This window comes from Paenibacillus amylolyticus, from assembly GCF_003719335.1.
Taxonomy (GTDB): domain Bacteria; phylum Bacillota; class Bacilli; order Paenibacillales; family Paenibacillaceae; genus Paenibacillus; species Paenibacillus amylolyticus_D.
Genome location: NZ_RIAS01000007.1, coordinates 125802 through 142568 on the forward strand (window position 1 = coordinate 125802; position 16767 = coordinate 142568).

7 protein-coding genes are annotated in these 16767 nt (G+C 44.7%); all 7 read left to right on the forward strand.

The genetic code is table 11. The annotated features are described in order from the left end of the window. Window positions 1-193 precede the first annotated feature (193 nt). The 7 genes from EC604_RS14605 (at window position 194) to EC604_RS14635 (ending at window position 16758) form a co-directional block, all read left to right on the forward strand. Complete coding sequence (locus tag EC604_RS14605; protein WP_123064854.1) at window positions 194-733, forward strand: hypothetical protein; 540 nt, start codon at window positions 194-196, stop codon at window positions 731-733. Between the two features lie 30 nt (window positions 734-763). Next, on the forward strand, window positions 764-2776 hold the full coding sequence (locus EC604_RS14610; protein WP_123064855.1) for a carbamoyltransferase family protein: 2013 nt from the start codon (window positions 764-766) through the stop codon (window positions 2774-2776). 204 nt (window positions 2777-2980) lie between these two features. After that, a complete protein-coding gene (locus EC604_RS14615; RefSeq protein ID WP_123064856.1) occupies window positions 2981-3235 on the forward strand; it encodes a phosphopantetheine-binding protein in 255 nt (84 codons plus the stop codon). A gap of 146 nt (window positions 3236-3381) precedes the next feature. Further along, window positions 3382-3963: an HD domain-containing protein gene (locus EC604_RS14620; protein WP_123064857.1), complete on the forward strand. Its 582-nt coding sequence runs from the start codon at window positions 3382-3384 to the stop codon at window positions 3961-3963. A gap of 89 nt (window positions 3964-4052) precedes the next feature. Next, on the forward strand, window positions 4053-5228 hold the full coding sequence (locus EC604_RS14625) for a pyridoxal-phosphate dependent enzyme (protein WP_123064858.1): 1176 nt from the start codon (window positions 4053-4055) through the stop codon (window positions 5226-5228). 35 nt (window positions 5229-5263) lie between these two features. Next, window positions 5264-7795, forward strand: coding sequence for a non-ribosomal peptide synthetase (locus EC604_RS14630; RefSeq protein ID WP_123064859.1), 2532 nt, complete (start codon window positions 5264-5266; stop codon window positions 7793-7795). Then, window positions 7792-16758: a non-ribosomal peptide synthetase/type I polyketide synthase gene (locus EC604_RS14635; RefSeq protein WP_123064860.1), complete on the forward strand. Its 8967-nt coding sequence runs from the start codon at window positions 7792-7794 to the stop codon at window positions 16756-16758. The genes EC604_RS14630 and EC604_RS14635 overlap by 4 nt, the downstream gene beginning before the upstream one ends. The last annotated feature ends 9 nt before the right edge of the window (window positions 16759-16767 follow it).

A 16767-nucleotide genomic window follows, 5' to 3' on the forward strand; every position in this document is an offset into this window, starting at 1 on the left:
GCTAAGGAGGTGGAGCCAATATACTTGGCAAAGCCTCTATTTTTATTACCGATCAAACTTGATACAGGAAAGAAATTGATTCTCTTCAGAAGCAACAAGTTTACCGCTATTGCTTTTTGATGTTTTTTGCGAATCAAACTTAAATCTATAGCTCAATATACAAATAAGCGAGTTTCAATTGGGAGGGATGCATATGGAAATACAAGTAAATGACCTCAATGCCTATCATTATTTTGATGAACAATATGGACCGTTAGCTAGTTTATGTTCTCTGCCAGAAGATCAAGCAATAAAAATAGAACATAAAGGATTAACTACTGAGTCCGATCGAATCCGTTACTTAAAGGAAAGGAAAATTTGTGAAAATATCATGTTTCGAAGCTTGGTTAAAAAAGGCGGAAAACCTGAAATAAATTATGCCTTATATTTTACTATCGGCGAGCAGAGGGTTGTTGGTGATTTATATTCAACGCATATGGTTATCCCAGTTAGAGATTTTGATCCGAAAACAATCAGCTTTACTTACACAGATTCATTCCACACATATAGCCGAATTGACAATCATCCAACCAGAAGAAAATTATACACAATTGAGGAGATCAATCATGTTATTAGCAACTATGGATTCCACTCGAATTTAAATGGGGAGGGGAGCTTATATAAATTTATTGAAATGCAAGTCTGGAGTTTACAAGCTATGAAAAATGCCATGAAAAAGAATAAATATATATAAGTAAATGAAAATTAGTCAGGAGACGGTTAGATGATAATATTGGGTTTAACAGGTAACCTAAATAAAATATTTGAACAGACAAATGAAGTTCCATACGATACAGATTGTGATGCGGCGGCTGTATTAATAATTAACGGAAAAGTCGTGACCGCTATTGAGGAAGAAAGATTAAACAGAATTAAACATTCTCCGAAAGCACCTTTATTGGCTATAAAAGCTTGTTTGAATATGAATAACATTCGAATGTCTGATGTGGACCGAATTGCCATTTTCGGTAATGAGGATATTCAAGATAATAAATACCGAACCCAGTTTCTTTATAATAATTACCAAGGAGACAGGAGGGTTACGAATATTCGTTCTGCTTTATGTGATTTATTGGAAGAGGAGTTTCAGGAGAAAGTGGATCCTAGGAAATTTATTTTTGTTTCGCACCATATTGCACATGCTTATAGTGCTTTTATAGCATCAGGATTTCAAAAATCACTTGTTTTATCGATTGATGGTGCTGGGGATGGAATATCAGGATTAATTTTAAATGGTGAAAATGGAAAAATGGAAATCATTCGAACTATTGAATCTTCCGACTCACTTGGTTTCTTTTATATGAAAGTTGTCAGATTTTTAGGATATAGCATAGGCGATGAATATAAGATAATGGGTCTGGCACCTTATGGTGATCCAAGTGTATATAGAAAAATATTTAGAAAGCTTTACAAATTAGGTGAAAATGGAACGTTTACTTTGTCTCACGACAAGCTGGATGTATTGTTCTATATGCTCAGTCCTAGACTCAAAGGAGAACCAATAGAGCAATCACATAAGGATTTAGCCGCTGCAGTGCAAGAAACTTTGGAAATAATAGTGATGCATATACTAGATTATTATAAAGAACTGACAGGTCATAATAATCTATCCATGGCTGGCGGGGTCGCTCACAATTGTTCAATGACTGGTAAAATACTTTACAGTAATCTTTTTGACGATATTTATATTCAGCCAGCATCACATGACGCAGGCAATGCGCTAGGCGCAGCATATTATGTTTTGTTAAATGAAGAGCCTGAAGTATCTTATAGCAGATTGAATGATGTTTATCTAGGAGAAGATATTGGAGATGATAAACAGATTGAGCAAGAACTTCAACTATGGAAAGAATTTATTGATATTTCAAAGCCCGAAAACATTGTAGAAGAATGTAGCCAATTACTTGCGGATGGGAATGTAATTGGTTGGGTACAGGGTCGTTCTGAATTTGGTCCCAGAGCTTTAGGTAACAGAAGTATTTTAGCAGATCCCAGACCGTCAGAGAATAAGAATATCATTAATAGAATGATTAAAACGAGGGAGGATTATAGACCGTTCGCACCTGCTATTTTAGAAGAATCTGCTCGGGAATATTTTGAGATCCCAGAACAGTATGGAGCGAATATGTTTTCTTTTATGAATATGGTTCTAAAGGTAAGAAGAGAAAAACAAAAATCATTAGGTGCGGTAACACATGTGGATGGGTCAGCAAGAGTACAAACCGTATCCTCAACCACTAATCGACTGTTCTACAATTTAATTGCTTCATTTGAAAAGAAAACGGGAGTTCCTGTTCTGTTAAACACCTCCTTTAATAATAACTATGAGCCAATCGTAGATTCTATAAACGATTCTGTGGTTTGTTTCCTAACGACACAATTAAATTACTTATGCATTGGAAACTTCCTTATCAGAAAACGACCATTAAAGTCTGAGGCAGTTATGAAGTTAATTCCCGTTTTACCCCAGTATGTGTCACTTAATAAGAGAAAAAAGACCAGTAATGATGGTGTTCAAATGGATTATGTTTATGAAATAAGTTTTTGTTATTTTTTTGGTCAAACCGTATCTATTTCGAAAAAAGTTTACGATTTTTTAATAGAAGTCGATCACTCCAAATCGGTGGGAGAAATTATCCAAAACCAATCACTCTTCAATATAGATGAACGGATTAAAATAGAAGACATAGTGGATTTATGGACAAGACGCTTGCTAAAGCTAACTGTAAAAAAATGAATTTTTGAGGATTTTAATCTTAAGGAGGAAAATTTATGCGTGAGAATATCTAATCATCAAAAAACAACAAGAAATGCTTGAGGGATGATATATTCTGATCTTGAAGACTTCCTTCTTTACTAAATGTTTTATTTTAATTCATAAATGTGAATTAAATATTTAAACTTTTTTACCATACAATATTAGGAAAGCGGGTTATGTCCAATGAATGTAACTACAATCGTAGAAAACGCTATCAGAAAAGTATTAGAAGTTCCAGAGAATCATCCACTTAACGAAGGGCTGTTAGAAAACGGCATCAACTCCCTACGATTCATACAACTAGTTATAGAGTTAGAACTTCAATTAGATATTGAATTTTCTGACGAATATTTAAGCGAAGATAACTTATCAACCATTACTATTGAGGAGTTTTCAAATTATATTATTGATAATTTTGGTATATCTAATCAAGGGTGAGCATCATCCTCCTGCATATAATGATTAAGGAATTCGGGAATGAAATTAACTATGAACCGGGCCTCATTGCGTTAGCAGTTTAATGATACAACTATAAATGGAGTCGACTCGGTTTCGTGCTCGATTACTAAGGAGGAGGGGACTAATTGGAACCCGAATTGGAAGAATTAAAAAATAAGAAATTATATGAAATTTATCAACAATATAGTGGCAGAGTTGACGAAAAGCTTTTTGTTAATCCTTTTGGTATACATGGTGTATTACATTCAAAGCGAGTTTTATTAATTAATTTATTAATTTCTAATCGTTTGGCGGTTTCGAGGGAAGATACTTTATTGTTGGCTGAGGCATCCGCATATCATGACATTGGTAGAAGACAGGATGGAGCATGTACGGTTCACGGCTTGTTGAGCTTTCGAAAGGCCAAAAGACTCGGTTTAATTAGGTTAGAGAGTGTAGAGGACTTAAATATATTGAAATTTATAATTGAAAATCACTGTATAGATGATACATCGGCATTGAAACAAATTAATTCATATAATATAGAAAATAAAGAGAGAGCAATTTTCTTGTTTAACATTTTTAAAGATTCCGATAACCTTGACCGAGTTAGGCTTGGTGATTTGGATGTCTCATATTTACGAAATGAGACATCCAAGGAGATGGTGCCCTTAGCGCTATATCTTTATAAATCAGGTAATAGCTTAGATAAAGTCTGGACGTGTTGATAAGTGAAATTTTATTGCGTGTTAATATCACATAAATATTTCTGATTATTTACAGTAATTTCAAAATTAAAGCAAGGGAGTTTTGATAAATGATTACATCGTATCTAAACATCAATTCCTATTTCGATTATCAGTTGCTTGAGCAATCTACGAAAAAGTCTTTAACAAGGGAAGAAATTATTCAATTAATTCCGCCTTCTCTTGCCGAGCTTGAATTGTCAAAGGAAAAGCATATTCCGATTCCGGAAGAAGTGTTGAATGTATACGCTCAGTACCGTTCGACACCATTGTTCCGGGCGGTTGCTTTCGAACAAGCGATCGGCACCGATTGCGAAATTTACATCAAAGACGAAGGAAAAACGCATTCGGGAAACCACAAAGCGAACAGTGCCTATCTAATCGCTTATATGTGCAAGAGAGACGGAATTAAGACAATCACAACAGAAACGACAGGCAACTGGGGCACCGCGTTGGCTAAGGCAGCGAACCATTTTGGAATCGAAGTATTATGCTTCATCGACGAGGAAAGCAATCGTTTGCGCCCCGACAGAGTCAAGATTATGGAGGACGCAGGTGCCAAGACGATCGTTGTACCTTTAGACGAGGAACATCAGGATTTGCTGACCTTGTCGGCGGATGCCGCCATCACGTATACCAAAACGTTAAGTAATTCGGCTTATATCTTTGGAAGCGTCTATGGATACTTCGTCATTCCACAGACCATTATCGGACTTGAAGCGAAGGAACAATTAAAGCAAATTGACCGTTATCCCGACATTGTAGTGGGAAGTTGCGGAGGGGGTGCCAATATTCTTGGCACCGCCTCCGTTTTTATTGCCGATAAACTTGACGGCGGAAAAGAAGTGGAAATTTTCTCGGCCGAAGCCACAAGTTGCCCGATCCTGACGGAAGGAAAATGGGGACACTATTCCATCGACAGCCAGAGCTACTACCCGCTAATCCATACGTATGGATTGGACGGCTTGCTGAATGACGGCAAGTATATCGGCGGTTTAGGTTCTACGATCGTTGCTCCTGCCGTGTCATATTTTCATAGTCAGAATATAATCCAGGCCAAAACGTTCACGTCGGAGGAAGCCAAACAGGCAGCTTCGCTATTCTATCAATCAGAACAAAAGCTGGTCGCTCTTGAAACGGGATATCAACTGGCTGGCGTCATTCATAAAGCCAAAACGAACAGCAACAAAGTCATTTTGGTGAATATTAGCTCAGGCGAGAATGACAGGAAAATATACTTTTCGTAATCCAAGCGATCGAGCGGGAAGAGGTAGACTAGACCATGAATAATTCTGTCGAAAATAAGGAAAAGGAAAAACGCTTGCAGAGAGAGTTCCCGCGTGTACAATTCCCTTACGACAATCGAGTGGATCCATCTCGCGTAGATGGCTCTTCTCGTAAGATAATTGAGCTCGAGGTGCCAGAAGTCGTGTCATCCAAAGTAGCATCGATCAGCAACCATTCCGATACGCGCATGCATATTGTCATAATGGCAGGTGTTCTATCGGTCCTTCAACGATATGCCGGCGTTCCTGAAGTGGCCGTTGGTTCGCCCGTATACAAACAAGTTGGCGGAGATGAGCATGTCCCAGGCTTTTTCCCGATCTCATGCAGGATTGACGACAAGGTATGCTTCAGGGAGCTCGTTCTTTCCGTCAATCAAACCGTGAGGAAGGCGCTTGACCACCCGGAACTAACTTGGACACCCGAGAGCGGGCCAGCGCCTGATATTGGCGTTATTGTTCAAATGGATGGCATACATCGCAGTATCGGGCATTCGTCCGCATACTCGGATATGACCTTTACTATCCAAAGGGAGGAAGGCAACTTATCGCTTAAGATCGATTTCGACGCGACACGATACGAAGATTCAGGAGTATCTTCAATCGGACAGCATGTGGTTCAGCTACTTGCTAGCGCGCTCTTCCAGTCCGACCAGCCGATCGACGAGATAGATATCTTGCTAGAAGCCGAACGTGCGAAAATATTGGATGAGTACAATCGTACAGAGAAACCTTGGCCCCACTGGAAGACATTGCACGGCCTTGTGCTCGAACAAGTACAGTGTAATCCCGATCGCATTGCGTTAGTGCATGATGAGGAAACGCTGACCTATCGCGAACTAAACGACAGAGCCGATAAAGTTGCACAATTCTTGAGCAAGCAAGGCGTTGTCAATGAAACGGTCGTAGCGATTATGATCAAACGTTCGATCGAGATGATTGTCGGCATATTGGGCATTCTCAAAAGCGGCGGAGCTTATTTGCCTATTGGGCCCAATACGCCGGTGAACAGGGCAACCATGATGCTCGAGGAGTGCGCGGCTTCGCTAGTCCTTACGAATACTGCTACGTTGACAGGTTCGAAGTCTTTACAGAACCTGCGAACTAGCAATGTAGCAGAAGTGTACGAAGTGGATCGGATCGTGGAAAACATCGATAACAACCTGCATGCGGACGTCAAAGTGGCCTCCAGTGACCTTGCCTATATTATGTTCACATCCGGGTCTACCGGTAAGCCGAAGGGCGTCATGCTTGAGCATCGCAACGCCGTGAATACGATCGATTGGTTCGTTACGATTACCGGGTTAAATGAGAATAGCCGTACCTTATTAACCTACAACTATACGAGCGACCCTAGCGTAGAAGATATTTTCGCCCCGCTATCAGTAGGAGCTACCTTATATATTACGGATGAATACTTAACGATTGATCACATTCGTTTTCGTGAATTCGTCCAACGACACGGGATTCACATCTTAAACTTCGTTCCGAGAATGATTCGAGAGCTCTTATCTGGTGCACCGAAGTTGGATAGTCTGGGGATCGTTCTGTCTGGCGGTGAGGAATTGGAGGATTCCCTAAAAGACGAGTTGCTCCAGTTGGGATATACCGTATACAACAATTATGGACCGACTGAGGCAGCCATTGACTGTTTATCGGAACGTTGCGGGCGGCAAAAGGTAACCCTTGGCGGTCCTATTCAGAATATGAAGTGCTTTATCATGAATCCGGCCCATCGACTTGTGCCGTTCGGAGGCATCGGCGAACTGGTTATCTCTGGAGTTGGTTTGGCAAGGGGCTATATCAATCAAAAGGAATTGACCGACAAGAAATTTATTGATAATCCGTTGCTTCCAGGCGACAGGATGTATCTAACGGGGGATATGGCAAGATGGTCGCGGACCGGCGCTATCGAATTTCTTGGAAGAAGCGATTCGCAAGTCAAAATCCGGGGGTATCGAGTCGAGCTGGGAGAGATCGAGGCTTCGCTGCTGTCGCATCCCCGTATTGTCGATGCAGTTGTACTTGCCAGACCGGATATGAGAGAAGATGACCTGGTTATATGCGCATATGTGGTTGTCAAACCTGGCTATCGAGAAACTGACGCTCGACAGCATCTTACGGAACAGCTCCCTGCGTATATGGTGCCAGAGCACATTGTGGAAATGGACAGAATACCATTGAATGCTGTGGGAAAAGTCGATAAGCTGTTGCTTCCTAAACTTGCCCCCGAACGAAATTCTGAAGCGGAAGTAGCGCAGGATGGCATGGACATGGAAGGAAGAGAAACACATCAACAGGGCAACGCAGAGCAGGTTTTGGCGGGGCTATGGAAGGAGCTGCTCGGAATCGATGCTGTTTCCCGCTCAAGCAACTTCTTTGACTTGGGTGGCACTTCGATGGATATGATTCGGTTGAATAGAATGATTCAAGAGCGAATGGGACTCCATATTCCAGTCGTCACCTTATTCAGATTTCCGACAATTGCCGCGCTTGCCAATCATATCGAAGAAAAGGAGGTCCACAAGTGAATTCATCCGAGACCAATCGGGCGGAGAAAGACCATGCGATTGCCGTAATTGGGATGGCCGGAAGATTCCCTGGCGCCGATAACATAGAGCAATTCTGGACCAATCTCGAAAACGGCGCGGAATCCATCACCTTTTTCTCCAAAGATGAGCTTGCTGAGCATGGCATCGAACCCGAGCTTTTAAATCAAGAAAATTATGTAAGAGCCACTGGGGTCTTAGAAAATGCTGAATATTTCGATGCGGGCTTCTTCGGTTATTCCGCTAGAGATGCGGAGACAATGGATCCTCAGATCCGTTTGTTCATGGAGTGCGCTTGGGAAGCATTCGAAAATGCAGGGTATACGCCGGATGACTATGAGGGACGCATCGGGCTATACGCAGGAGCTTCATCTAATGTGCTCTGGGAGTACTTGTCAAACATGGCTGACACGGATGATAATGTTCGCTTCGAGGCAGGACAAATCAATGATAAAGATTACCTCAACTCGAACGTATCTTATAAATTGAACCTGAAGGGACCGAGTGTTTCCGTATTCACGGCATGCTCTACTAGTCTTGTTGCCATCCACATTGCATGCAAGGATATTATTGAGGGACGCTGCGAAATGGCGCTAGCGGGAAGCTCATCTGTATCTCTTCCCCAAGAAAAAGGTTATTTGCATCAAGAAGGCGGTATTTCTTCGGCAGATGGGCATTGCAGAGCGTTCGACGAACAGGCGAGCGGCACATTACTCGGGAACGGTCTGGGCTGCGTAATCCTAAAAAAACTTTCCGACGCGGTCGCCGACCGTGATCATATTTATGCCGTTATTCGCGGGTCAGCGATGAATAATGACGGCGCAATGAAAGCGGGATTCTCTGCGCCAAGCGTTGATGGTCAAGTTGAGGTGATCAGAGCCGCGTATGAAGATGCCGGGGTATCGCCGGAATCGGTGAACTACGTCGAGACACACGGCACCGCTACCCGCCTGGGGGACCCAATTGAAGTGGAAGCGCTTCGTCTAGCTTTTGCGACGGATCAACGGAACTATTGCGGGATTGGATCGGTTAAGACCAATATCGGCCATTTGGACAGTGCCGCGGGCATTGCGAGTTTTGTGAAGACTTCTATGGCACTGAAGCATGGAAAAATTCCGCCCAGCCTGCACTACAGTAATCCGAATCCCTATCTTGATCTGGATAATAGTCCCTTCTATGTCGTGAGTGAGCTAACGGATTGGAATTCCGAAGGTCCTAGGCGTGCGGGGGTATCGTCACTCGGCATCGGAGGGACTAATGTTCATATCGTCATGGAAGAAGCGCCACCGCTTCCGGTCCGGCCTACTTCAGATAACGCCAAGCTCTTCGTCTTGTCTGCGAGAAGCGAAGTAGCGTTAGATCAGATGAAATCTAACTTTAAATCGTATCTGGAGCACAACCCGGCAATCAACTTAGACGATGCGGCCTATACGCTTCAAACGGGTCGTAAAAAGTTTCCATATCGGATGTCATTTGTATGCAGCAGCCGTGAAGAAGCGTTGGATTGTTTAGAAGCTGACCCGTTGAAAAGGACAAGAAGAATGCATTCTGAGGTTGAACAAGCCAAACTTGTGTTCATGTTCCCGGGACAAGGGGCGCAGTACATCAATATGGGTTTGGGACTGTATAAGAACGAAGCGGTGTTCAGAGATGAGCTCGATCAATGCTTCCAGATCCTACGAAACATAACGGGTACCGATTACAAGGAGATACTGTATCCTGCGGAAAACAAGCAATTGGAAGATCAAGGATTGGAGAATACATCATTGGCTCAGCCGCTCATCTTCAGCTTCGAATATGCATTGACCAAGCTGTTGATTCATTGGGGAATGGACCCGCATGCCATGATCGGATATAGTTTCGGCGAATACGTGGCTGCATGCATTGCCGGAGTATTCACGCTTGAAGATGCGCTGGGAATCACGGTGTTTCGCGGCAAGCTGATGCATGAGATGCCAGCAGGAGCCATGCTCAGTGTTCCACTGCCGGAGGATCAGGTGCTAGCGTCCTTGACTGAAGAAGTATCCTTGGCGGTCGTTAATGGACAGTCTTGCATCGTATCGGGAACAGTTGAAGCGATATCGGCTTACGAGTCAAAGATGAAAGCGATGAAATTGCTGTGCACACGGTTGCCAGTAACGCATGCAAGTCATTGCAGACTTACAGAAGGGATCGTTGACAGGTTTCATCAGTACATGCGAAGCGTGAAGTTATCCAAACCGAGCGTTGCATATATCTCAAGCATCACAGGTGGTTGGATTAATCCCGATCAGGCTATGGATCCGAATTATTGGGTCAGTCACCTGCAGGATACCGTTCGGTTTGCAAAGGGGATTGAGACATTGGCAAAGATCCCCAATTGTCTTTTCGTCGAAGTAGGTCCTGGGCAAGATCTTAGCGCCCTCACTAGAAGGTTTGTTGCCGAACAGCATGCCCGGCAGATTGTACCGCTTGTTCGCCCTAAGGTGAATTCGGTTCCGGACATTCAATATATCTTGAATAATTTGGGCTGGCTTTGGATCAATGGAGCATCAATTCGGTGGGATAACTTATATAGTTCTCAGGAACGGTATAAGGTGCATTTACCCGCGTACCCGTTTGAAAGACAACGATACTGGAAGTTAATGGACCTATATAAGAAGGGTGCAATCGGCCAGCAACCTGTACGCAGAGCAACCAAGGTTAACTTGACCGATTGGTTTTATACACCTTCCTGGAAATATGCGAAGCCCATAGGAGGACTGCGTCAAGCCGAAAAGATTCCTTGGTATGTGTTCTGCGACGGTTTTGGTCTAGGAGAGGCCATCGTGGAGTCGCTTCGTTCTCAAGGAATCGACGTCACCGCGATTTACCAAGGGTCGGCGTTTCAGGAGAAAAGCAACCAAACGATTGTGATGCAGCCTGAGATCGAAGAACATAATGCAAGGTTAGTGCGCATCATGGAATCCGCTAACTCCATAAATATCATTCATCTCTGGGGATTAACGGATGAAGCGGATTTTGAACAAATTCAAATCAGCGGGTTATACAGTCTCGTAAATTTGGCCAAAGCGCTTGGAGCATCCCGCATCCAGGGAGCAATCCGGATTCAGACGGTAGGCGACTCCGTATTTGAAATCGATGGAACCGAGACCATGGTGCCTGCCAAAGCAACGGTGACGGCGGTTAGTAAAGTCATTCCGCAGGAGAATGCGAACATCACCTGCCAATATGTCGATATTGTGAAGCCGCAGGATAATGAGATGATTCGCGACCTTGCAGGGGATCTGATCAACGAGTTCCAATTGAATCGCTTGGAGCCTACGGTAGCCTATCGCAACAGAAAGAGATTGGTACAAGATTTCCAAGCTCATCAGTTGACGCCGTTGCCCTCCGAAGGCCAAGAACAATATAAAGATAAGTCCTTCTACATCTCAGGCGGATTAGGCAATATCGGTTACACTGTTGCCGAACACCTAGCGGGAATAGGCGCAACGCATCTCGTCCTTTCAGGGCGGACCGAAATTCCGGGCCGGGGAGAATGGGGTAGCTGGTTATCCACTCATGGTCCGGACGATCACATTAGTAGGAAGATTGACAAGTTGAAGCGACTGGAAGCATTGGGTGCGAATGTACACTATATCCAAGCGGATGTGGCCGATGCCACCCTACTAAAGGCAGAAATTGGGGAATTTGAGCGTCTGTATGGCCCGGTCCATGGCGTAATCTATTCGGCAGGCGTCACAGAAGGGGATTCCTTAGCATTAATTAGCTCGATTCAAAAGACTCACTTTGAAACGCAGTTTCACTCTAAAGTGAAGGGATTGACGGTTCTTGAGGAGATTTTCAAGAACCAGAAGCTAGACTTCTGTATCATCTTCTCGTCCCTTGCTTCCATTCTAGGAGGGATCGGATTCAGCGCATACGCTGCTGCTAACGCTTACGTAGACCATTTTGTGTCCTGCCACAACCAAAAAATGCTTAACCGTTGGGTTAGCATCGATTGGGATGCTTGGCCCTCCGAGAAAGGGAAAGCATCCGGTATTCGGACAACCTTGGACCAGTATACGATGACCTATCAAGAGGGAATAGAGGCGATGTTCCGCATTATTGACCATGCGGTGACGGACCAGGTCGTCGTATCGACAGGTTCTCTTACGACACGGATTGAACAGTGGGTGAGCCAAGCAGGCGAAGAAAATGCGGATCTCGCGGATTCGGCTGATCGCTCATACGATTCCCGACCCAACTTGTCCTCGGATTATGTTGGATCGCGCAACGCCTCGGAAGAAGAATTGGTTTCCGTTTGGGAGCAGTTTTTTGGTGTACAACCGATTGGCATTCACGATGATTTCTTCGAGCTGGGCGGCGATTCTCTTAAAGGCATAAATCTCCTTGGGAAAATCCATAAGCGAATGGGAGTGCGCCTACCTATCGCCGAAGCATTCAAGCATCCAACGATCGAAGGCTTTGCCCGATTTATCATGAATGGGGAGAAAGACGACTTTATATGCTTGCCAACCGCGCCGGAGCGATCTTATTATCAGCTCTCGGCGGGACAGAAACAAATATATTACATGGACGTGATGGCGCCGAATGCGTTGCGGTACAATATGCCGGCCTGCGTCGAAATCGATGGCAGCGTAAGCAAAGAGCAAGTCGAAATCGCATTTTGTGCTCTAGTGGACCGGCACGAAATGCTGCGAGCTACCATTCAAACGGTTGACGGAACTCCGGTGCAAGTCATTCCCGATCGCCATGAATCTTTCGCTATCGAGTATAGCGTGGTCAAGGGCGAGGAGTTGGAGGAAAAGAAGCGCCAATTTGTTCGTGAGTTTGATCTTGGAAGCGGTCCGCTCATCAGGGTAGCTTTGTGGAAAGTTCACGATCAACACCATATTTTAATGTTGGACACGCATCACATTGCATGTGACGGAGTATCCACAGGCATACTCATTGACGAATTTACCCGATTGTATCGAGGCGAATCCTTGCCGCCCGTTCGTACGCGATACCGCGATTACGTGGAATGGCAGCAGGAGCGAATTGCATCGGGCGTCTTAGCCGATCAGGAACGGTATTGGCTGAATCAATTCTCGGGTGAGATTCCTTCGCTTGACCTTGCGGCGGACGGTAAGAGGGGGAGCTCCAGCTCGTACCTGGGAGATAAGGTGTACGCGAGAGTTGACAAAGCAAGCACGGCCGAAATTATGCGGTTGTGCAAGGAACAGAATGTTACCTTATATATGCTGTTGAATGCGGTATTAGGGACGTTGCTGTACCGGTACACGCAACAGGAAGATATGGTCATCGGCTCTGCGGTTGCAGGACGAACGCACGAAGACTTCCAGGAAGTGATCGGCATGTTCGTGAACACGATTGCGATGCGTCACCGCCCAGAGGGGGATTTGCCTTTTGCGAGTTATTTGCAGAATGTAAAGTCGACTGTCATGGAGGCATTCGAGAACCAGGAGTATCCATTTGACCGGCTTGTGGAGAAGTTGTCATTGCATAGGGAGAACGGCCGGAATCCGCTGTTTGATATCATGTTTATTCTGCAAAATATGAACATCGGAGCAATCGAATTAGACGATGTCGTTGTTAAACAAAGCGACCAAACCGTTCTGGCTTCCAAATTCGATCTCACCTTGTATGCCGTAGAGAAAGATAAGGAAGAGATTGAATTTATATTCGAATATAGAACGGATCTATATTCGAATGAATATGTAGAACGTCTCGCTCGCCATTATATCAATATCCTGCTCGATGTCATTCGCAGGCCCACCGTGGAACTCGGGCTAGTTCAAATGTTAGACGAATCCGAGTTGAAACACATTCGGCATCTATTAAGCGGAGATGACCGTAAGCTGGATGAATCGTCGGTACTGGAACAATTCGAGAAGCTTGCGACCGCATATCCGCATCAAGTCGCAGTCTTATGCGATGGTTGCGAATTCAGCTATTCGGAATTGAATGCTAGAGCTAATCGGGTTGCAGCCTATATGCAGCATTCGGCAGTGGAGAGCAGTCCGTTCATAGCGATCATGGTAGAACCATCAATTCATATGATTGCTGGCATTCTTGGGATACTCAAGCTAGGGAAAGCTTTTGTTCCAATCGATCCGAAGTATCCGGCTGACCGCGTACGGCATATTCTTCGCGACAGCTGTGCAGGACTGATATTGACCCAGACCCATCTGATGGATCTTTGTGAAGAAGAGAATACGTTTGCCATTGATCTCGACGCATTGAATTGGGATTTGGAAGGCGAAATCACTCTTCGGATCGAACGGAAAAATGACAATGCCGCTTACATGGTCTACACATCTGGCTCGACCGGTGTTCCCAAAGGCGTTGTGGTAGGTCATCAAGCACTTTCGAATTTATGCGGATGGCACCAAGAACAGTTTCGCATCGGGGGAGAAGATCGCGCTCTGAAGTATGCAGGATTAGGCTTTGATGCAACGGTGTGGGAAATATTCCCTTATATTTGTTCCGGCGCAGGTATCGTGATGTTACCAGAGCGGCTAAAGCTAGATATGCTAGGGCTGTCTGCATTTATCAACGACATGGGTGTGACGATTGCCTTCTTGCCTACGCCTATTGCTGAACGGTTTATGGAGATAGGGGGGCCGTCATCGCTTCTGACATTATTGACTGGAGGCGAACAGTTGCGTAAATTCACTCCTGTTGACTATACCGTCTATAATAACTACGGACCGACAGAGAACACTGTCGTAACAACTTGCTTTACAGTTGAACGTTGGCAAGCGAACATTCCAATCGGAAGGCCGATCTGCAATGTAGACATCCACATTCTCGATAATAATCTACAGCAGCTGCCTATAGGCGTTCCCGGAGAGATTTGCATCTCAGGGAAAGGGTTGGCTAATGGTTATTGGAACAATCCGGATCTAACGAACGCGAAGTTCGTAATGCACCCGCTAGACCGTAATATTCGGTTGTATCGAACTGGCGACATGGGTAGATTGCTGCCTGATGGACAAATCGAATACCTCGGTAGAATAGATTCGCAGGTGAAAGTAAACGGGGTAAGGATTGAATTAGGAGAAATCGCCACGATCTTCATCCAACACAACGCAGTACGGGATTGCGTTGTGGATGCCGTCCGAAATCGGGACAACATGTTGGATCTGACTGCCTATATCGTATCGGAACAGCAGCTAACCTTGGATGAACTATTGCCGTTCTTGAAGAAGCAACTTCCGGTGCATATGATTCCCTCACATATCGTGCAAGTGGCGGATATCCCAATTAACGCGAACGGCAAGGTAGATCAGAAGGCGCTTACGAGTGCCGAAGGAGTTAAGTTGGTCAGACAGCATGGGGAGATCATCCCTTGCTCCACCGACACTGAACACAAATTGCATGCTGTCTGGAAAGAAGTTTTAAATTACAACGATGAATTCGGCACGGAAAGCAACTTCTTTGAGTTAGGCGGAAATTCTATGCGGGCGATAACGCTGGTCACAGCAGTGAAAGAAGCCTTTCAGGTGGAACTGCCGTTATCAAGAATATTCAATCAAGCATCGCTTCAGGAGATGGCAGAAGAGATCGAGCGCCTCCCGAAAGCAGAAGCTTGGAGCCGCATTTCTATCGCACCGAAAGCAGACCATTATCCATTGACTCCCTCCCAGAAGCGGATGTATTTGCTACAGCAGATGAATGAACAATCGATGGACTACAACATTCCATTTGTTCTTTCGCTGGAGGGGGAAATTGATATTGAACGTTTCCAACACGCATTTGAAGCGCTGTTTGCCAAGCACGAAGCCCTTCGAACAGAATTTACCGTTATCCAAGATCAAATTGTTCAGAAGGTAAGGGATGAGGTTGACTGCCAAGTCCAGTATGAGGAAATCGAAGAACCGCATGGCATGCAGGATGTACTGAAACGATTCCTGCGACCGTTCGACTTGACGAAGGCCCCGCTTTGCAGGGTAGTTTTAGTCAAAACGGGGGACAAAAAGCATTTGCTTATCATAGACATCCATCATATCGTTTCAGACGGCGAATCTGTAAAAATCTTGCTAAAAGATTTTACAGCTCTATACAAAGGCGAGGACACTCGTACACGTAGTACTTCCTATATGGATTATGCAACGTGGTTAGACTCCAATGAACAGCGTGCTCTCTTGAGCCGTCAAGCCGATTTTTGGTTGACTGCTTTGGACCAAGTGCCGTACCTGCAGATTCCAACGGACTTTCCTAGAGAGAAGAAGCTGGTTTCGGGAAGCGAGCTGTGCAAGGCAACGCTGAACGAGGAGTATACTTCAAAGCTAATGAGGTTATCGAGGAAGCACCAGGTTACGCCATTTATGATTATGTGGAACTCATTCCATATTCTGCTGGCTAAGTATTCCGGTCAAAATGATTTTGCGATCGGAACGCCGGTAGCTGGACGGAGACATACGGATATTCAAAATTGCGTTGGGCTATTCGTGAACTCGCTGGCTTTAAGGCATCATTTGGACGAATCGGACACGTTCTTATCCGGACTCCTGAAGGCGAAGCATTCGATTATTAGTGCGTTTGACCATCAAGATTATCCATTCGATGAGATCGTACGAAAATTAGGGGATTCCGGCGCTAATAGATTGATGCCTGTGTTTAATACAATGTTCTTCCACCAGTCGCTGGCGGATCAGTCCCTGGAGCTACCGGATTTGACCGTTCGTTCCGAGGACTTCCATAACGGAGCGTTGAAAGCCGAGATTTTGTTGACGGCAATCGAACAGCACCAAGATATAACGTTCCAGCTAGAATACGCTGTAGACTTGTTCCGGAAAGATACAGCTTCGCGGATGCTGGACCGCTATATCGAAATACTGAAACAAGCGCTGGATAATGAGAACATTGGCATTGGCGAAATGACGCTGTCAAGTGACCGATCGGTTGCCAAAAGCGTATTATTGCCGGAGCTTCTCGATGATTTCGTATTCTGAAGCAACCAG

Excerpts from the sequence above, each read along its gene's own strand:
- EC604_RS14625 (WP_123064858.1), top strand. The coding sequence starts at position 4,053 with ATGATTACATCGTATCTAAACATCAATTCCTATTTCGATTATCAGTTG.
- EC604_RS14615 (WP_123064856.1), top strand. The coding sequence starts at position 2,981 with ATGAATGTAACTACAATCGTAGAAAACGCTATCAGAAAAGTATTAGAA.
- EC604_RS14630 (WP_123064859.1), top strand. The coding sequence starts at position 5,264 with ATGAATAATTCTGTCGAAAATAAGGAAAAGGAAAAACGCTTGCAGAGA.
- EC604_RS14605 (WP_123064854.1), top strand. The coding sequence starts at position 194 with ATGGAAATACAAGTAAATGACCTCAATGCCTATCATTATTTTGATGAA.
- EC604_RS14610 (WP_123064855.1), top strand. The coding sequence starts at position 764 with ATGATAATATTGGGTTTAACAGGTAACCTAAATAAAATATTTGAACAG.